We start from the raw sequence: 20,016 nt of genomic DNA, 5'->3' as shown, positions 1-20,016 counted from the left end.
ATTGTTAAGTCGGGGGACTGTTGAATTTTTTAGTGGCGGCACTGGGGAGGGATACCCCGGTGCCTTTTACTTATTTCAATTTGAATATTTTACCACTAAAAAATCATCCGTATGAAATACAATCCCCATTTAGATCCGGCGGAAATGTCTTACTTCCGTTTGAACCTCCTTTCTTATTTGCGAGATGCCCACCCCGACAAGGCCAATGACCTATCTTTCATTGCCGCACGGGGAGACATGGCCGCCGAAGCGTACAGCCAAGCCATAAAAGCGGGCTTAGACCACATTCAGGCTGCTGAAATAGCAAACGAAATCCTTTTCAAAGGGCTGCACTTCTCCCCATACAATATGCTTGTCGAAATCCTTTGGAATGAGTTTTACGACGAAGTTTCTCCCGGTGAAGCGGAAGAGAAAGCGAGAGTATTGTTACCCGAATGTCAGGCAGTATTTGCCAAATACCACCTGAACGATCATTACGCCGATACCCCTGAGTACTCAATTCTCTATACAGAGCTTGTCGGCATCATTCAATTGCTGTTAGACGATGGGCTACAATAAGCGTATTCATCTGCGACAGAATATCGACGCCATCCGGCTGGCGTTGATGCTCGACAAAGAACGAGGGGAAGCTACGCCCGAAGAGCGCAGCGTGCTATCTCTCTATTCGGGCTTTGGAGGGCTCAAGGCCATCCTGAATCCTGTTGATAAGCCTGAGGACATCCGGCATTGGTCTAAATCCGAGGCTGAACTTTTCCCTTTAGTCGCGGAACTTCATCAGGTACTTCGTGAACACTCCTCCACACCGGAAGCGTATAAACAATATATCGGTTCGTTAAAGAACTCTGTACTCACCGCCTTCTATACGCCTAAGCCCGTTGTAGACATCTTGGCAAAAACATTGAAAGAAAGCGGGATTGAGCCGATGCGTTTCTTGGAGCCGAGTGCAGGGACAGGAGCGTTTATAGAGGCTTTTAAGGAAGAGACTCTCGAATCCCGGTATATGGCATTTGAAAAGGATTTGCTGACCGGTAAAATCTTATCGCATCTCTATCCCGATGAGTATATCAGAATAGAAGGCTATCAAAAAATCGAGAACCGTTACTCCGGATATTTTGACGTCATCGCTTCCAATATTCCTTTCGGAGATGTAGCTGTCTTCGACCCGCAACTCTCCAATCACAAGAACCCTGCCGTAAAACAATCTACACAAGCTATTCACAACTACTTCTTTACCAAGAGTGTTCAAACGGTCAGGGAGGGTGGAATTATTGCATTTATTACCAGTCAGGGCGTTCTGAATGCGGAGCATAACAAGCCGGTACGGGAGTACCTTATGAGCACCTGTAACCTTGTTTCGGCTGTCCGTTTGCCGAACAATCTTTTTTCAGACTATGCCGGGACGGATGTCGGGAGCGACCTGATTATCCTGCAACGAAAAAGTGAAAATACATCTCTAAGCCCAAGAGAACAGGATTTTATCGAAAGCCGGAAGCTGTCGAACGGTATTTCGATCAACAATCTGTTTCGCGACTTTTCACGGGTGGTGCAAACCCATTCAAAAGTAGATACCGATCCTTACGGTAAACCGGCCATTGTCTTTACGCACGAAGGAGGGATAGACGGTATTGCCCGGGATTTGGGGCAAATGCTGAAAGAAGACTTTGCCCGGCATCTGGATTTGCGGCATTATCATATCTATACTCATCAAGAAGAAATAAAAAGTGCCGCACAATTGGATTGGGAAGAAAATTCGTTAGGTTTTCAAGACGTTCTTTCCGAAGAGCAATCGAATGAAAACGAGGTATCAACTGCTCAGCAAATTTTACCTTCGAGGGAACGTTATCAACTCACCCAAGAGGATATAGAGTCTTTTAGTGAATTTATAAACGAATCGGATCGAAAACTTTTTTCGCAACGTCCGCCATTGCCTGAAGACTACACCCCAAAAGAAGCCGCGACAAGTGTGTCGAAACAGACTTCTGGAGGAATACATCAACGCTCTCTTTTTGACAAAGGATTCTCAGTAAGCATTGAGCCAACTGCGGAGGTGAAAGCCGGCTCTGTTTCGCAAACACCGGTCATTACGCTCTACGACCTCTTCGGTTTCTCGCAAGAGGAACGCAGCCAAATCAAAAGACCTAAAAAGAAAAACAAACCAATCAAACCGAAAGCCGAGCAACCCGAACTCCCGTTTATGGACTGGAGAGAGGAGATGGCTTACGAAGCCGCTCAAAAACGGGAGCAACTAAAACAAAAGCACTCCGGTGCAAATCCTGTATTCGATACTCGCAAGGAAGAGCAACTGCCCGGTTTGCAGAAAACAACTGAGCAGGAACAGGAAGAACAAATGCAGCCTACTCCTTACAGTCGTACCGAAGAGATGCCGGCCCATTATCGTGAAGGCTCACTGATAACCGATGAAAACAACCGTATCGGCTATTTGCGGGACATGAACGGATTTCAGCCGATGTTCCATCCGCTTCAACTTACGGCTACACAGCAGGCGAAAGTGTCCCTTTATATTGAGATACGGGACACTTATCACCACCTGTATAGCAATGAAGCAACGCGATTAGAGGCTAATCCCGCTCTCCGCGAGATGCTGAACAGGCTTTACGACGATTTTATCCGTCGTTTCGGGAACATCAACGACCCCAAAAATCTCAGCCTGATCAAGATGGACGCGGGGGGAACAGAAATCCTCTCACTCGAACGCTACATCGATGGCAAAGCCGTCAAAGCCGATATATTCCGGCAACCCGTCGCATTCAATCCGAACGAGATAACTCATGCCCGTAATGCCAGAGAAGCCCTGACTGCTTCTCTCAACAAATACGCAACCGTGAACCTCGAATATATGGCGGAGCTCACGGGAGGGACATCCGAAGATCTATTAGATGAACTAAAAGGCACGGTTTACTTCAATCCCATGATCGCGGCTTATGAAATCAAGGATAAGTTCATCAGTGGCAATGTCATTTCCAAAGCCGAGCAGGTGGAACGTTTTCTGGAGAGCCATGCTGACCATAAAGCGGCCAAAGAGTCTCTTTCGGCTTTACACGAAGCGATTCCCCGGCCAATTCTTTTCGATGAGCTGGATTTTAATTTCGGCGAACGATGGATTCCGACAGGAATTTACAGTAAATATGCTTCATACCTGTTCGACACGGACGTTTCGATACACTATGCCCCAAGCTGGGACGAATATACCCTTACTACAAACAGTAAAAACGTAAAGATATGGGATCAATTTGCGGTAAAGACCCAAAGTCGAACGTTCGACGGCATTGCCCTGATGAAACATGCCTTGCACAACACATCGCCGGACATTACAAAGAAGGTCAATAAATACATTGACGGAGAATTGAGAGAGGTGAAGATACGAGACGCTGAATCTATTCAACTTGCCAACTCAAGGATCGATGAAATACGAAACGGCTTTACCGACTGGTTGAATGAACAATCCGAGGAGTTCAAAGAACGGTTGGCAGAGAAGTATAACCGCACATTCAACTGTTTTGTACGTCCTGATTATGACGGTTCGCATCAAAGCTTTCCGGGGCTGGACTTAAAAGGACTCGGCATCCCGGATCTGTACAAGAGTCAAAAAGATGCCGTATGGATGGATATCCTCAACGGCGGAGGGATTATCGATCACGAAGTTGGCGGAGGAAAAACGCTAATCATGTGCGTAAGCTCATACGAGAAAAAACGGTTAGGACTAGTCAATAAGCCTGTTATCATTGCCTTGAAAGCCAATGTTCACGAGATTGCTCAAACCTACTGTACGGCTTATCCCAATGCCAAAGTGCTGTATCCCGGCAAAGAAGATTTTACTCCGGCCAAGCGGATAAAAATCTTCCATGAGATGAAAAATAATAATTGGGATGCCATTATCCTAACACACGAACAGTTCGGCATGATCCCTCAATCGCCCGAGATACAGCGGCAGATACTGCAAGCGGAACTCGATAGTGTGGAAGAGAATCTGGAACTCCTTCGGAGGGAAGGTAAGGAAATATCTCGTGCAATGGAAAAGGGACTTATTAAAAGACAACAAAACCTCGAAGCCAAGTTGGAGCGTATTGCTTTTCAGATTGAGAACCGGAAAGATGACACGGTCGATTTTCGCCTGATGGGTATCGACCATCTTTACGTTGATGAATCGCATCGTTTCAAAAACCTGACTTTTACGACCAGACATGACCGTGTCGCGGGATTGGGAAATGCCGAAGGTTCACAGCGCGCCCTCAATATGCTCTTTGCTCTGCGGACGATTCAGGACAGGACAGGTAAAGATTTGGGTGCGACATTCCTTTCGGGAACCACCATTTCCAACAGTCTTACGGAACTGTATCTTTTATTCAAATACCTTCGTCCGAACGAACTGGAGCGGCAAGGCATCACCACATTCGATGCGTGGGCGGCTATTTTCGCCAAGAAATCGATTGATTACGAATTTTCGGTAACGAATGAAATCGTACAGAAGGAACGTTTCCGCTATTTTATTAAAGTCCCTGAGCTGGCCGCGTTCTATGCCGAGATAACGGATTATCGCTCTGCCGAGGATATCGGTATCGACCGCCCGGCAAAGAATGAAATCCTGCATCATATACCGCCCACTTCCGACCAACAGGAGTTTATCGGAAAGTTAGTGGAATTTGCCAAGACGGGAAATGGGAAGATACTGGGGCGCGAGCCTTTGTCGGAAAAGGAAGAGAAGGCTAAAATGTTGATCGCAACGGACTACGCCCGAAAGATGAGTCTCGATATGCGAATGATTGACCCTGAAAGTTACGGCGACCATATAGACAATAAGGCTTCTCATGTGGCTAAAATGGTATCGGAATACTACAAAAAGTTCGAGGCTCATAAAGGAACGCAGTTTATCTTTTCGGACTTGGGAACATACAAGCCCGGCGAATGGAATCCCTGCTCGGAGATAAAACGTAAGCTGATGGAAGATTATGGCATTCCGTCGCACGAAATACGTTTTATTCAGGAAGCCAAAACGGACAAAGCACGTAAAACCATGATTAGGGAAATGAACGAGGGGAAAATTCGTGTATTGTTTGGCTCTACCGAAATGCTCGGTACGGGTGTGAATGCGCAGAAACGCTGCGTTGCCATTCACCATTTGGATGCTCCGTGGCGACCATCGGATTTGGAACAAAGGGATGGCCGGGGTATCCGCAAAGGCAATGAAATTGCCAAGCAATATGCCGGCAATAAGGTTGATGTGATCATTTATGCCGTGGAGAAATCACTGGATGCGTACAAATTCGGATTGTTGCACAACAAACAGCTTTTTATCCGCCAGTTGAAGAATAATTCATTGGGTAGCCGTACAATCGACGAAGGAAGCATGGATGAAAAAAACGGGATGAATTTCAGTGAATACGTGGCCATCCTTTCGGGGAATACGGAGCTGTTAGAGAAAGCCCGCTTGGAAAAGAAGATTGCCTCCCTCGAATCGGAAAAGCAAGCGTTTATGCGGGGTAAATCCTCTTCACGCTATAAATTGGAGGATGCTCTTATGAATGTGGAGAAGAACAACCGTTTTATCAGCCGCATATCCCAAGATATGGAAGCCTTTAGCGCTCGTGTACAGTATCAACCGGACGGTGTTACCCGTCTGAATCCAGTACTGCTGGACGGTCTGCAAGGGAGCACTCCGAAAGAAGTCGGCTTAAAATTGAATGAAATTGCCGATAACGCCCGCACACACGGAGCACATGAGAGAATCGGAACGCTTTACGGTTTCGATCTGCTGGTCAAATCCGAGACAACGGTCAAAGACGGTTTCGACCTGATTCAAAACCGCTTCTTTATCAAAGGCGCAGGCGATATTCTCTACAACTACAATCATGGGATTATAGCCTCCGATCCAAAGACGGCATCGTTGAACTTCCTGAATGCCCTTGACTCTATGCCCAAACTGAGGGACAGGTATCAGGCGGAAAACGAAAAGTTGCAGAAAGATATTCCGGTACTCAAAGAGGTGGTGGAAGGTTCATGGCGGAAAGAGCCTGAGTTGAAAGCCCTGAAAGAGGAGCTGGTGCGGTTAGACCGTGAAATCCAGCTCTCACTAAAACCGATAGAAGAACAGGAAGGAGAAGAGGTAACTGCCGACAAGGCTGTCTCTTTAAAGCCTCTTAATCAATTACAAGTAAAACGCGAAACATCCATAGCACCCGATGTTTCATTACCTAGTACTTTGGCGGGTGTGAAAGAAATCATGGGAGATAAGCTTGTTATCTCATCGGTGGGAGGCAGTATGCCGAAAGTAGAGAAAAGAGAGGTTGTTAAAGGTGTAAGATTATAAACCAAAAGCGGCTAATCTCACAAGTTAGCCGCTTTTATTTGTTATCATTCATCAAATAATTCCTGTAATTTTCGTTGGAGGATTTTCTTGTCGGGTAACTGGGTCTGGTACTCCGATACCATCGTGGGTGATAAATACCTGCTTAGCGCATATTCTACGACTTCACAGTCTTTGTCTTTACATAACAGAACGCCAATGCTCGGATTCTCATTGGGCTTCTTTACATCCCTATCCAATGCTTCCAGATAAAAATTCAGCTGTCCCAACTGTTCGGGCTTAAACTTATCAGCCTTCAATTCAAACGCCACCAAACACTGCAATCCCCTGTGATAGAAAAGCAAATCAATGAAAAAATCACTGTTGCCAACCTGTATCCGGTATTCCTCGCCAACGAATAGAAAATCCTTTCCTAATTCAAGGATAAAATTTTTCATCTGTCCGATCAGCCCTTTTTGAAGTTCTTTCTCATCATGATCTTTCGGCAATGCCAAAAATTCAAGCACATAACTATCCTTGAAACTGTTTTTTATGGAAGGGTGAGTTTCTCTCAACACTGTTGAGAGTTTTGTGTTTCCAATCATAGTTCGTTCAAATAGTCCTGAAGAGATTTGTCTATCCAATTCCCTTTTTGAGTACCGTTCATTTATGCTTTGATTGAGATAAAACTCCATCTCTTCAATACTTTTGCTACGTGAGAATATAAGCAGATTATTCGTCCAGTTAATTTCTCTCACCAGTGGTGAGAGTTTTGGATAATCCCTGTACGTTTCATAAAACTGTTTCATTCTCCAAAGGTTTTTATCGGAAAAACCTTTTAAGTCCGGTTCGGTTTGAGCCAAGAAATTTGCCAGTTCTTTAACGACGGATTCTCCCCATTTGGAGGTCTCCAATTGTTTGCTGATATACGCTCCGACGTTCCAATACAGGTTTATCATTTCCGCATTGACGGTTTTCATTGCGTTGTACTGAGCCTGTCGGATCATCAACACGACTTCTGAAAATTGCTGTCGTTTATCTAATTGCATCATAACCTTTTAAATTGTTTGCAAAAATACAAATAAAGATTCGGAACTCATGATAAATTACATCCTTAATCAATCGAAGCCCATACCAGTCATCACGACGGTACAGGCTTACTACTAACTCTAAATACATAATTTTTTATCGTCTAATCGGAACTGATATTTTTCCCATTCCGTTTCTTATTAAAATTCTCTCTGATAAATGTATGTACGTCGCTCTCCTTATAGAAAGTCTTTTGATAAAGTGTATGAAAAGGCAACTCCCCCGAACTTCGATAACGCTGCAAGGTACGTTTGCTCACGTGAAGCAATTGGCACAAGTCCTGATTGTCAAATAACAACTCTCCGTCCAACATATTCCGATGTTGCCCCATTTTATCGAGGGTCTTATCCAATCTGCTGAAGCGATCCATAATGCGTTCCATCCATGCTTCAAAATTTTCCTTGTCGATATACATAACCTTATGTTTTTTTTAGATGATGTGACCTATGATAAAGTAGTTTTGGTTCGAGGGATCTTTGATAATAATTTCTTTTTCCCTCATATATTTGATGTAACTTTTAGCGGTACGCTCCTTGACATCCATCGTCTGCTGGATGCGGTCGCAAAGATCAATATAAGTCAGATGCTTCTGCATACCGAATATCTCACGGGCAACATTCGCCAGTTCCTTTTCTTTCCGTTTCTCTTTCTCCTCTCTCGGTTTTTCTCCCAGATAGGTGTGCATGCCTATTTCCTTATTCCATGCAAACTGCATCAAGGGAACATCGAGCGGGCTTCCGTCCCTTACTTTCAATGCCTTGACAACCGATACCGACGGCTCGGTATCAAGTTCAATACTCAAAATTGCTGCTGCTTTACGTTGTAACTCCGAACCGAGATGTCCCCGAAGTTTCAGACCATTAGGTACATAATGCAGAACACAGACGATACACGTACGGTAAATCCCGGCCAATCGATATAACTCGTCTACTATACGAATGCTTTCCGCTTCATCGTTGGCAGACAGCACTAAGTCGGCAATCCCGTCGATAACCACCAAGCGAATGCCCTCGTATTCGTAATGGTACTTATCCATGCTCTGAACGATGGCTTGCAGTCGCTCTTTACGCGACATTCCTGTAAGTGAGAAAGCACGTAATTCTTCTGGTTTTTCTTTCAGTTTGGCTCGCTTCAACAAGTTGGATACGTTTTTGAAGAGTTGTACCTCGGATTGCTCCGTATCGTATAGTAGGACGGCTTTGCTGTCGGCATTGTTTCGGATATTGACACCAAGCGTGTCGATGACACGATCGTCTTTGATAATGGAACCGGCAATCAAAGAGGCAATATAGTTGCTTTTGCCTGTTCCTTCACCGCCCGTGATACAAAGAATGTTGCCTTGTGTCCCGAGTGGCACATCCCCTGCAGAAATTACCTCCTCAGCTTTAGCGGGAGGATTATTGAAGTCGATTTCACATGACTTGAGCATGGTCATGGTTTCATTATACAGGTTGTCAAGAAGATCAATGAATAGTTTTTGGAATTCTTTGTGACCGTTCCCCTTGTGAAAATAGTCCGTAACATCTTTGTCTTTTTTATCTCCGGAGAGCGGTAATATCAATCGTTTGACGTCATACTCCGCCAATGCCTTTTCATGTCTCAAGGCTGCCTCTCTACCGGTTTTATCTACATCATAGAGCAATACGATATGTTTGAAGCGAAACGTAAGCTTATAGATGATTTCCGGCGAGATAGTAGAAGTTTCACTATTGAAACAGATGGCGTGAAAACCATGTGCTGCGAGTGTCATCACATCTTTTTCTCCTCCTGTGATGAACAGCGTATCTCCTTTCGATGGAAGTTGCTCCAATCCGAGACAATAGCCCTCGCCGATCATTCCGCCGTACAGGAAACGGACTTCCGAAAAAGGACGATAGATTTTGATATATCGCTTGCCCATATAGCCAAATATCGGCTCACTATCTGACGAAATGTAACCAAACGGTCTGCTTTCCCGGTTTTCGCTTCGGAACTCTTTTAGAGAAATGACTTTATACTGTTTCAGTATTTCGGGAGTGATGCCCGACTGAAACCAAAAATCCAGTTCTTTCTGTGAGAACTTTTGTTGGATGATATGATAAGGTTTGCTCTTAGGAGGCTCGCTATGCAATGGCGTATTCTTTTGTGGTAAAGGAATGGCTGATGGTCTATAAGACATGCAACCGGCATCCTCCAGATGCAAAGACATGTCCCGGTTAATGGTTTTTAGAATTTCCACGAAATCCGTTCCGTTGTTACAGTCCAGACCTTTGAGTTTTCCGACAAAAAAGAAACAGTCTCCACTATACGTATCATTACCGAAGTCTTTGATCCGATAGATGTTATTATGCCGGTCGAAGTAAACATTGCAAGATGCTTTGCGGTCTTCATACAGCGGATTCAGAAAATTTCGTCCCACTCTCCATTGTACCGGAATGTAGTGCCTGAACACGTCCAGTCCGTTATTTGTCCGCCTTAATATTTCGTCTTTGCTGAGCATGGAGCTTATGATTATTGACAAGGTCGTTCATACATTCATCGGTACTGCGGATTCTCTTTTCGGCAAGCATCCGTTTGATCTCGGCAATGGTATAATACGATTTACCGGAGATAATGGAATAAGAAATCTGCCGTTTACTGCGTAAACGTTGCAAAGTGCGTTCGCTGATTTTAAGAAAAGTGCAAACATCATAACTGTCCACCCACATTTCGTCGGGGTTCATCTTGTCACCGTCCTGATGGTCGATGACAAACTTGGCTATGGCGTTTATTTTAGCAACCAGTTCTTTGTAAGCTTGACTGTCTATAGTGATGACTTCCATTGCTGTAATTTTCTTGATTCGGTGCAAAGTTCGGAAGCCTGAAAACGATACTCTGCCAAGTTGGTAAAAGTTTTTTTGAGTCAAAAAACAACGATTTCAGAGGGCTTCTGTCAGGTCTGAAACGAACAAAAAAGAACTACCAACTTGGTAGTTCTCAGGAAAAATAATAAGTTGATCTTCACTATCTTTCATCATCTTCATCCATTCGTCTGACAAGATTTTCAGTGATGAGATTCAAGTATTTTGTCCGGTCAATTTTTCGTTCCCGGATGGATACATAGGTTCTGTAATATTCGCCCAGATCAATATTAAAGACCGTTTCCAAAGCCATCATAATCTCTTTGATATCAGCATTACCTCGGTTAAGGTATTTGCTCGCATCCAAAGCATATCCCAACTCGACCAGAGCGACCTTGGGCCCTGTCCACTTCAAATCATTGACAGGATAGGTTGCCCTGTTTTTATTAATAACCGTCTGTTTTTCCAGTGCATGCATTTTCCTGTTAAGGAAAATACGTAACATCTCATTGCAGATGATTTTTGCAACCTTATAATCGTAACCTGTTGCAAATTCATTGTCCATGATATAGTGCACACTTTCGAGTCCCAGCTGATGGCAACGCTTGTGTCTGATGAAGTAATGCTTATCCAAATGGCTGGACTTAGAGCGGTAATACTGATAGAAGTCGAGGTTTTGCTGAAAGAAATAGGTCAGTCCATCCAATTCTCTCTGGTAATACGCTGCCAATGTGTCGTTGCTCCCATTAGGGCATTTCAACTCGATCGTATGTATTTTGTTGAAGTAAAGAAGAAATCCGAGAATCTCCGGCTTGATTTCTTTGAAAAAGACAATTTCATCTTCCTCTCTAATAGATTCAAAGGAAACAAAGCGGGTTCTTATCTCTTGCAAGCATCCTTCCAAGTATTCAATAATCGAAACCAAAGCTTTTACGGAGATATCACAGCTTTCCATGTCGATGGCCTCCAATTCTTGGTGAACTTCTTTTAGTTTCTGGGATAGGTATTCTTTCATCAATTGTTATAAGTAATACTTACCTGCTCGCTTTGAGGAATGTTTTTCACCATAATGACTTTATTGCCCATTACTGAAGACGATAGTGTATCCCACTTTCTAGCTGATTCAGAAAGTGGGGATAATATCGTCTTTTGATGATGCTGTAATAACTTACTTTTTATTTGACAGACTTGTCCAGAAAGCATCTTCCTCTTCAATTCTTTCGGAAAAAAGCCAGACCTCTTTGATAAGTCCGTCCTCCAAACGAAGTAAATCCACGCCTCTCATCGCCATAGAAACCCCATTTTTCTCCAAAGCGAAACGGATAGAAGCCACCACCATAGCCCCATTGTCGGCAAGGTAATCTACTTTAATACCCAAATCGCCACCGCTCCATTCGGCCAATTTCCCCAAGTGGGCAAAGACGGCTTGCTTCCCGGTGAAAGTACCCGACTGAACGCCCTTACCCGGCTGATGCCAAACCAAATCATCGGCGAAAAGCGACGCCACTTTTGCCATATCGCCATTTTCCAATGCAGAAAAATACTGCCGTACAATTTCTAAATTTGTCATTTTTAAATCTTTATTTTTAGTTGAATTCTTGTTTTCACCGAATTGGCAAGATGCAAATCCCATCAAAACAACTGCTAATAAAACTATCTTTCTCATTACCGATTGATTTTTATTTGAAAAGTTGAGAATTTGATGGCAAAATTATATCTTTGCTCTCTATTTGTCAAGTACCTACAATATTGTATGATACTTACCATATTGTTAGATTTGTTGATAATCAATAAGAAAAAAATGCAATGGAGAGAAAAAATTCAGACAATGAATGCCCAGTACGAAAGTCGATGCAGATTTTTGCAGGTAAATGGACTTTACTCATTATTTATCAAATCAACAGCAGAATAATTCGCTACGGAGAGCTCAAGCGTGCCATTCCGGGGATAAGCGAGAAGATGCTCATAAACGAATTGAAATTCCTCTGCAACAAAGGATTGATTGCAAAAAAACAATACCCGGAAGTGCCTCCGCGTGTAGAGTATTCGCTTACACCATTGGGCGAGAAAGTGCTGCCGATTATCGATGAAATTGCCAGATTCGGAATGGAAAATCTGTGAATCTTTGTTCTAATGGCACTCTCCGCTATATGCACGCCATGCGGAAACAGGTCATTTACCTTCGCCGAGTACTTCTTTTAATGCATTCATCCCGTTGATGGCGGAAGGGAAACCCGAATAAACAGTCATCAAAAGCATAATTTCCTTGATGCCTTCTTCGGAAAGTCCGACATTGAGGCCTGCTCTGATATGAAACTTCAACTGGGGGCGAGCATTGCCCAAGGCTGTTAACGCTGCAATAGTGGCTATTTGACGATATTGTCTATCCAAATTTTCTCTTGAGAAAATATCTCCATATCCGTATTCGAGTATGAACTGTGTCAATTCAGGAGCAAAACCATCGTAAGTGCTTTGCAGCTTTTCCACCATTCCCGGAGCTATCGCCGACAATTGTTGTTTTCCTAACTGCAATCGGTCTTGGGCGTTTTTTCTTTCTTCAAAACCCTTATTGTCAGAAACGCCATGCTGTTTTCGTTCCTGCAAGACTTCTTTTAATGCATTCATCCCGTTAATGGCAGAAGGGAATCCGGCATAAACAGACATTTGTAAAACAACCTCTTTCAGCTCATCGACAGAGCTTCCCGTATTGAGCGCTCCGTTGAGATGAACCTTCAGTTGCGGTCGGGCATTGCCCAAGGCAGTAAGTGCAGCAACTACCGCAATTTCTTTCGATTTCAAATCCAAGCCGTCACGAGAATAAATATCTCCAAACGAATACTCTATAATGAATCTTCCCAAGTCGGGAGAAATCTCTTTGAGACTTTCAATTACTTTCTTGCCAGCCTCACCATCAATTTCTTTAAGCTTTTGCCAGCCTCTATTAAAACGTTCTGACTCCATATTTCTTTCTTTTATTTGTGCTGTTGCACACGCTGAAATAAATAAAAACAAAATACCAATTATCGGTTTCATCTTTTTTTGGTTACAAAGATAATTCGGCAAGAATGCGTTCGGATAGGATTTTTCTCCTTTATTTGGGTGCTTTTACGACCTTTTTAGATATTTCTTTTGGAAAGCAGTCGGTGAGAAAGATGTTTTCCGGCGGAATATTTTTGCAAAATAAGAGTTGTCTTCAAATCCTAATTTAAAAGCGATTTCATTGATGTTCAGAGAGGTGTATAACAATAATCTTTTGGCTTCGGTTATTTTCATATCCAACTGCAACTGCTTGGCTGAAAACCCCGTTTGCACTTTGCATAATTCACTGAGTGTCTCAGGATTTGTTTTCAATCGTTCGGTATATGCTGTTATGGGTAGATTCGTATGGATATTTTCCATAAGTAGTTTTTTGTACTTAAAAATTAAGGTATCCTGACTCCTATAAATAGTTCTCCCTTTCTTAAGCAAAGAAATAAAATAGGAAATGGCTATCTCCTGCTTTTGCTTATCCTCTTCCGCAAGCATTTTCTTCAAAACAGTCTCCATAAAAGAGATTTCCTCTTTGTCAATATGCTGTACCGGCTCGATACTGTCTAATATGTCGCTAATTTTATAGATTTTCACTTGAAAGAGTTTTTCTTGCAAAATTACAATATATACCAACAAATACCCAACATATCAAATTCCATTCTTCCGATAACATTGATTCCCATTAGGGGATAAATAGAAATCAAAAGTTTCCTCAACGGTCGTACCTGAGATATTGAGCAAATACTTACAACGGATAATCACAGCCAGCACATCATTTGTATTTCTACTGCCATATCCCTGTAAGTTGTCAGGAAGTAAACTTTTAAGCGAGTCGATACGAGCATCCATTCTTTGAATATCTACCGCATATCTATCATATTCACTTTTAAGTTTTGTCTTGGTTTGTAACTCCTTGGTCATAGCTTTGGCAAGTTCGATACGTTTGATGACAACTTCCTTATCCTTTCTAAAATCGTTTGTCAGATAAGCAATACTGTCGGCAACCGTGACTGTGCCTTGTTCCGACATTTCCAATACCTTAAAGTCAATGCCGGATTGACCTTTCAATACATAATCACGAATGGTTTTCTCGTACTTGCTATTCATATTTGAACCACTGCAAGCAACGAAGAGAACCGCAATCAAAAAATAAATTGTCTTTTTCATAACTGAATTGTTTGTGAATATTCTACTTAATTTAGTTTTATATCAGCAAATCTTGACGATAAGTTGTATACCACCAAAACCTCTTTTTCTTTTTGGGGCTTTGTACGGATATATTCGGTCAAAGCCTTCATGACCCATTCCCTAAAAGCTCTTGCTTCAAAGGAGGCCGTCCGGTAGCTTACGAATATGAGAGCATCCAAATTATAGAGCTTCATTTCAGATTCGCGGCCATTATACTTATATTTATGTATACAGCTCACTTCGTCTTCACACAATAACCCGAATTTGAATATACTCCGAAGCTGATTGCCGATGCTACTTACATACACATTGAACAGACTCGCAATCTCATGCTTAGTCATCCATAAAGTGCAATTTACAAGTTTTGCTTCAACAACAAATTGATTTTCGCCGTTTTCTCGGATTTTGATATAACCTCGATTCATAACACAACATATTTAATCGGTTATTCCTCCTCTTGCTTTGCTGTGAAACCGATTCGCCGGCGAGGTTTGTTTTCCTGCTCTTTTTGTGATGCAAGTTTGGTGAGTGCTTGGTAGATGTCACTAAACTGCATATTCGTTTCAATCATAAATTCCTCCAGTTTGCGATTCAGTTCGGCGTAGCCTAAGGCGTATTGACGCAGTATTACGAATGCTCGCATGATAGAGATATTCACCTCGATAGCTTGGGGACTTCTCAATACGGAAGAGAGCATTGCCACCCCTTGTTCGGTAAATGCAAATGGAAGGGCTGGACTGAATTTCAGGTTCTGAGGCAGGTTGTCACAAATTGTGATAAGCTCTTGCCATTCACTTTTCGTGAGTTCAAACATAAAATCCGGTGGAAAACGCTTTATATTACGTTTCACGGCTTGTTTCAACGCACGTGTTTCGACCTCATAGAGCTCGGCAAGATTATAATCGAGCATTACTCGTTGTCCCCGAATCTCGAAAATCTTGTTTTGAATAAGTTGTAATTCCATATATTGAAACCAATTAGTTGATGTTTGCTATGGAGATTTCTGTCTTTACTTTTGAGTGAAGACCCATTTTCTTCTCAAATGTATGTGCCCAAAGGGAAGACTTCTCTTCTTCGGAAAGACTGTGCCACATTGTAGATATACGTTTAACCCTTTCCGGATCATGCGACAATGTATCCGGAAGATTAAACAATGCCATCTTCTCTCCCAAAGAAAGGCACTCGAATAATCTGTCTAAACATGAATTCGACCTTATTCTCTTTTCCTCCAATCGTTTTGCGAATGACGCCATATCGCTGCTTACCTTTGCATCGGTAATCCGAGCATAAATCTGTGTCGTTTTGATATTGGTGTGTCCCAACATTTTCGATACGCTCTCTATGGAAACTCCTTTTGTAAGCGTTAAAGTTGCAAAAGTGTGCCTTGCAAGGTGGAAGGTCAAGTCTTTGCCTATGCCACAAATTGTTCCGATTTCTTTCAAGTATTCGTTCATTTTCTGGTTACTCGCTACAGGAAGGACTTTATCATCGGGCAGTTTTCCTGAGTATTTTTCAATAATCTTCTTAGGAATATCCAGTAGAGGCACACTAAAACTCACTCCGGTTTTCTCCCGTTTACCCATTACCCACAGTCTGTCATCAAACGAAGTGCGGATATTGGATTGACGCAGGTTTTTTACGTCAATGTATGCCAAACCTGTAAAACAACTGAAAATGAAGATATCCCTGACTTTCTCCAAGCGTTCGGTCGTGAACTCTTTTTGCATGATAGTGTCTATCTCTTGCTGCGTAAGGTATCCGCGATCCGTTTTTTGGAATCTTATTTTGAAGTTGGCAAACGGGTCGATGTGTATCCAGCCGTTATTTTTAGCCATGATAATAATGGTACGGAAGCGCTGAAGAAATTTAGCTGTAGTGTTCGGAGCACATCGGCAGGTGGTCATCAGGTAAATCTCAAAATTGTGCAGAAACATGTGATTTACTTCTTTCAGAGAAATATCAGAGACGTTATAGTACTCTTTAATAAATCCAGCCATCCGCTTATAGGCTACTTCATATTTTTGAAGCGTCTCTTTAGATTTATTGATACCAACCAGTTTTGCCACATCCTTATTGTGCCGTTGAAAGAGTTCTAAAACTGTCTGGTGTTTTACCTCAATCCCCAGAAAGAGATTCTTTACCCGTTCGGCATTAACGTTATTCTCCTTGGTCTGCAAATCATGATATACGTTATGGATGCTTGTCTTAATAGTATCCAGAAGGGCATTGATTTCGACCGCTTCTTTCGATTTGCCTATGGCAGCACCGGTTTTGGCATTCCATACATTTAGATTCACATTTGTCTTCGTATAGAAACGGCTGGCCTGCCCGTCAATCGTGATGCGACACATAATCGGAAACGTGCCGTCTGCCCGTTGTTTGTCCTTTTTTACGTAGAAAAGGATGCGAAAAGTACTTTTCATAAACTCATTTTTTACTGTTACAAAACTACAATGAACTATCTCAAAATGAATCTTATGCGTACTGCCAAATCGGTACATTGTCCTGCCAATTTCGGACAAACTGTACCCCCTTCGTCTTAATTTACTGTACCCCCTTGTATTTTTCGAGGTAAGGGGGACAAATCACTTTGTATGTAACACGTGGATGAGTGAAAATGCAATGAAAGGCCGATGAATAGAGAGATTGACAATATTTTATCCGTGTAGGCAATAACAAAACGATTTGTAACATCTGTCTTACATGGGTATAACATTTAAACGGAATATAGGTGATTTCTAAACGGTAAATGTTACATCGGAATAAAGTTCGGGCTGAATTGACGCTTTTTGAGGCGTAATTCAGCCCGATTTCTGTGTGCGGTAAGGGGAACTATCCCTGAATGCAACGGATAAGGTGAGATTGGCGGATAATGGCTCTACGGGTTATCTTAACGCCTCCATCAGTGAGGCCGGCATGAAGTAATGAGTTTTGTTTGATGCCTATCTGGGCATCGTTTAAGACGGTGTAGATGGCACTGATGCTGCCGAAATAATAGTCCTTTTTCTCGAAAATGAGATGGACGTGAATAACCTTAGTCATATTGTTGCTATTTAGAAGTTTCTCATGCAAAGATATTCCAAATATATAATATATGGAGGTTTTACAAGGAAAAAGTCCTACCGTTTAAAGCGTTTAAGCGTTTCCTGCTAATTATGGAGGGAATAGATAAAAATAACCGGGAGGATGAGAGGCATCGCTGTGATTTGATTTGTTAAAAAGATGGTTAGGGATACCTTTAGGGATACCGATTAGGGATACCGTATAATGTGGGTTTATGCGTTGAAAAAACGAGTTTAGGGATACCTTTTTAACTTTTTACGGAGTGTGTTTTGACCGTCATATTTCTATTTTCGTATCGTTTTTTGGCGTTTTTGCCTATATTTATGGGGGGATAGTATAGCCTTTTGGGGGCTTGATAAAATATAATTGATTGTATAAATAGTTGATTTATAGTGCTTATATATGGGATATGTCGTATTTTAGCGTCAGAAACGTGTGCGCGCTGCACGGATATAGCAGAGGATGGAGCAGTAGGTAGCTCACATGGTTCATACCCATGAGGTCGCAAGTTCGAGTCTTGCTCCTGCCACAATATTTTGAATGGGTGTTTGGACGTCCCCACGAATAGGTGCTCCGGCTGTGGGAGTGGGACGTACGGAGAAAGGTTATTTGATTGTTGGAAGGAGTGCTCCCGGTAATTTTGCCGGGAGCGCTATTTAAAGAGAAGGGATTTATATGCTGAACGGCTATTTTGAAAAACCGCTGGTGGTTACATACAGGTATTCATGGATGTATTTCTTTAAAATGTATACAACGATCATGGTTAGATTTGGCGTTAACCATCCTAATACTCCCATCATTGCGACAGAGCAAGAGATAATTGAGAAAGTAATAAGCATTACCGGGCATAAGTATATTCAAATAATAGATTATTCGCCTATTTGAATAAGTTCTGCTTTAATGTTGTATTGCCTTTCGATCTGCTCTTTTAAATTCGTCATATATGTTTGATGGGATTTCGCTGGAGTAATGCGGTAAAGTTGTATTCCGGCATCTGTCAATGTGTATATAGAAAATAGGCTAACTCTCGGGGGAGTTTCCATCTGGGAAGTGAGCAGTCTTATAGAGTGGGTTTTTCCTTGAAGTTCCGTTTCACCCTCGTTAAGTGTAAATTGACATGCAGTGCTATTGATTAGTCCGCAATCCATAAGAGATTGTAGTTGGTTTAAACGGTAGAGTTTTTGCGTTATACAGGTACTACTAATTAGACAGTCAGCAAGTACAAATTGGCAAATTTCAGCAAACCATTTGGCCTCGAAAGGCTCAATATCTCTTAGGACAGATAAAGTTCTTTTGAAAAAACTTCCCGGCTTTACAATCTCCCCCGCCAATATTTTTGCCCAGACAGCTTGTGCCTCTTCATTTGAAATATCTTTAGCGTAATCAAAGAAACGAGCAGACCAGTCCGGATCAACCGGAGTTTTATCTATGTTGTCTATTATTTGAAGTTCCCGGGCAGCATCTGCGTAGATATTCACAATGTTGTCGAACTGTCTTTGTTCTCTGGCGGTTCGTGTCATATTGATTGTATCCTCGGCTAATGCTTTTTTTAAACTCTTTTTTAAGTCAGCATTAGCTTCAAGAGATGCTATATCAGATGAAACTGCTGCTATTCTTTTAATCTGATTTGGTTTGAATATCCAAGAACACCCACTTTGCATAGTTTCAATGAGCTTGCAAAGAGGTTCTGAAACTCCTAAAATATCTTTCATGTCCATAACATCTTTTATTTTAAAGCATATTCGTAGATTATTTTTGTCAAGAACTCGCGTATATTTCTTATTCTTACGGCTTATGCATCTTCCCAACCGAAGATTTCTTTGAGACTGGAGGCGGGTTCGTATTTGAGAAGCCGCCGCCATAATCTGGCGATGGCTCGGCGGCAAAAGTATCGACAACGCCACCGAATCCGGATTGATATTCCTTTTCTTTATTCCGTAAGGCTTTGAGGGCAGCAAGCTCAGCGGACTGCCGGCGGAGTTCTGATTGAAGCTCGTCGATCTTAGCATCTTTTTCTTTTAATAAAGCATCCTTTTCATCAAGTTTATCTATAAGACGGAGAATGACAATATCAGATTGAGAGAGTTCTTTAGAGACTACAGTAGAGTCGGAGGGGGCAAGAACGGTATCTGTACGAAGCATATTGCCTTTTTCCGACTCTATCCATACTTTGTTTATATTTTCATTCAATTCGCATAGCCTGTCTATGAAGTCGGCTGGTATTGATACTTTATTATTAAGTATCTGTGAAAATGAGGATTTATTGGAATAACCCATTAGTCTACCTATAGCCTCTTGATTATTAGCAACGCCTGTACCAATAAGCCATTTTACAGCCAATTTAATGCGATCGTGTACTGTCATACTAAACTTTTTTAGAGCCTTATGATAAAAAGTTTATATTTCTTTTTGCTGTTATTCTAAACTTGTTTATATTTGCAGCGTGTTCAACAAGAACACGCCTTAAAGATAGGAATAATTTTAATTCGATTTGATATATGGAAAGGAAAATCAGACAAAAGATTG

The 20,016-nt window shown here is 42.0% G+C and carries 16 protein-coding genes and 3 pseudogenes; 3 read left to right on the top strand and 16 right to left on the bottom strand.

Annotated features, from left to right (window positions below; genetic code table 11):
- Positions 1 to 111 precede the first annotated feature (111 nt).
- Positions 112 to 558: a DUF1896 family protein gene (locus tag EV202_RS01490; protein ID WP_021680132.1), complete on the top strand. Its 447-nt coding sequence runs from the start codon at positions 112 to 114 to the stop codon at positions 556 to 558.
- Positions 545 to 6,325, top strand: coding sequence for an N-6 DNA methylase (locus tag EV202_RS01485; RefSeq protein ID WP_131924954.1), 5,781 nt, complete (start codon positions 545 to 547; stop codon positions 6,323 to 6,325). The genes EV202_RS01490 and EV202_RS01485 overlap by 14 nt, the downstream gene beginning before the upstream one ends.
- Before the next feature lie 44 nt (positions 6,326 to 6,369).
- Here the strand turns inward: EV202_RS01485 and EV202_RS01480 are convergent, their stop codons facing one another.
- The 7 genes and pseudogenes from EV202_RS01480 to EV202_RS01455 form a co-directional block, all read right to left on the bottom strand.
- Positions 6,370 to 7,353, bottom strand: coding sequence for a PDDEXK nuclease domain-containing protein (locus tag EV202_RS01480; protein ID WP_021680129.1), 984 nt, complete (start codon positions 7,351 to 7,353; stop codon positions 6,370 to 6,372).
- A 140-nt stretch (positions 7,354 to 7,493) separates the two neighbouring features.
- A complete protein-coding gene (locus tag EV202_RS01475) occupies positions 7,494 to 7,805 on the bottom strand; it encodes a helix-turn-helix domain-containing protein (protein WP_021680128.1) in 312 nt (103 codons plus the stop codon).
- A gap of 15 nt (positions 7,806 to 7,820) precedes the next feature.
- Positions 7,821 to 9,479: pseudogene (locus tag EV202_RS01470) on the bottom strand (AAA family ATPase); the annotation flags it as partial.
- An 89-nt stretch (positions 9,480 to 9,568) separates the two neighbouring features.
- Positions 9,569 to 9,869: pseudogene (locus tag EV202_RS15440) on the bottom strand (bifunctional DNA primase/helicase); the annotation flags it as partial.
- Positions 9,832 to 10,191, bottom strand: a complete 360-nt coding sequence (locus EV202_RS01465; RefSeq protein WP_021680126.1) for a helix-turn-helix domain-containing protein — start codon at positions 10,189 to 10,191, stop codon at positions 9,832 to 9,834. The gene EV202_RS01465 and the pseudogene EV202_RS15440, both read right to left, overlap by 38 nt.
- A 181-nt stretch (positions 10,192 to 10,372) precedes the next feature.
- Positions 10,373 to 11,224 (bottom strand): RteC domain-containing protein, encoded by an 852-nt coding sequence (locus EV202_RS01460; protein WP_021680125.1) that lies wholly within the window; start codon positions 11,222 to 11,224, stop codon positions 10,373 to 10,375.
- A 153-nt stretch (positions 11,225 to 11,377) separates the two neighbouring features.
- Positions 11,378 to 11,875, bottom strand: a complete 498-nt coding sequence (locus tag EV202_RS01455; protein ID WP_232522142.1) for a nuclear transport factor 2 family protein — start codon at positions 11,873 to 11,875, stop codon at positions 11,378 to 11,380.
- Between the two features lie 140 nt (positions 11,876 to 12,015).
- Here EV202_RS01455 and EV202_RS01450 point away from each other — a divergent pair, with 140 nt between their 5' ends.
- Positions 12,016 to 12,330, top strand: a complete 315-nt coding sequence (locus EV202_RS01450; RefSeq protein ID WP_021680123.1) for a winged helix-turn-helix transcriptional regulator — start codon at positions 12,016 to 12,018, stop codon at positions 12,328 to 12,330.
- Between the two features lie 51 nt (positions 12,331 to 12,381).
- On the opposite strand, the gene EV202_RS01445 is transcribed toward EV202_RS01450, so the two are convergent.
- The 9 genes and pseudogenes from EV202_RS01445 to EV202_RS14990 all read right to left on the bottom strand — a co-directional run bounded on the left by EV202_RS01445 (position 12,382) and on the right by EV202_RS14990 (position 19,854).
- On the bottom strand, positions 12,382 to 13,242 hold the full coding sequence (locus tag EV202_RS01445; protein WP_207903426.1) for a carboxymuconolactone decarboxylase family protein: 861 nt from the start codon (positions 13,240 to 13,242) through the stop codon (positions 12,382 to 12,384).
- A gap of 72 nt (positions 13,243 to 13,314) precedes the next feature.
- A complete protein-coding gene (locus EV202_RS01440; RefSeq protein ID WP_234878224.1) occupies positions 13,315 to 13,833 on the bottom strand; it encodes a helix-turn-helix domain-containing protein in 519 nt (172 codons plus the stop codon).
- Between the two features lie 54 nt (positions 13,834 to 13,887).
- Positions 13,888 to 14,406 (bottom strand): hypothetical protein, encoded by a 519-nt coding sequence (locus EV202_RS01435; protein ID WP_021679521.1) that lies wholly within the window; start codon positions 14,404 to 14,406, stop codon positions 13,888 to 13,890.
- A gap of 26 nt (positions 14,407 to 14,432) precedes the next feature.
- A complete protein-coding gene (locus EV202_RS01430) occupies positions 14,433 to 14,852 on the bottom strand; it encodes a virulence RhuM family protein (protein ID WP_131924948.1) in 420 nt (139 codons plus the stop codon).
- 20 nt (positions 14,853 to 14,872) lie between these two features.
- The gene (locus tag EV202_RS01425; RefSeq protein ID WP_131924945.1) at positions 14,873 to 15,391 is read right to left on the bottom strand and encodes an ORF6N domain-containing protein; all 519 of its coding nucleotides are present in this window, start codon (positions 15,389 to 15,391) and stop codon (positions 14,873 to 14,875) included.
- A gap of 268 nt (positions 15,392 to 15,659) precedes the next feature.
- A pseudogene (locus EV202_RS01420) lies at positions 15,660 to 16,850 on the bottom strand (site-specific integrase); the annotation flags it as partial.
- A gap of 409 nt (positions 16,851 to 17,259) precedes the next feature.
- Positions 17,260 to 17,469, bottom strand: coding sequence for a hypothetical protein (locus EV202_RS01415; RefSeq protein ID WP_131924943.1), 210 nt, complete (start codon positions 17,467 to 17,469; stop codon positions 17,260 to 17,262).
- Between the two features lie 890 nt (positions 17,470 to 18,359).
- Positions 18,360 to 19,208 carry a DUF2806 domain-containing protein gene (locus EV202_RS01405; protein WP_165899386.1) on the bottom strand — a complete coding sequence of 283 codons (849 nt, stop codon included), beginning with the start codon at positions 19,206 to 19,208 and terminating at the stop codon, positions 18,360 to 18,362.
- Between the two features lie 67 nt (positions 19,209 to 19,275).
- Entirely contained in the window at positions 19,276 to 19,854 is a 579-nt protein-coding gene (locus EV202_RS14990; protein ID WP_165899385.1) for a mediator of RNA polymerase II transcription subunit 21, read from the bottom strand.
- Positions 19,855 to 20,016 lie beyond the last annotated feature (162 nt).

Source organism: Prevotella heparinolytica, assembly GCF_004342845.1.
Taxonomy (GTDB): Bacteria; Bacteroidota; Bacteroidia; order Bacteroidales; family Bacteroidaceae; genus Bacteroides; species Bacteroides heparinolyticus.
The sequence above is the reverse complement of the archived record's forward strand: the minus strand, read 5'-3'. Positions and strand labels throughout refer to the sequence as shown.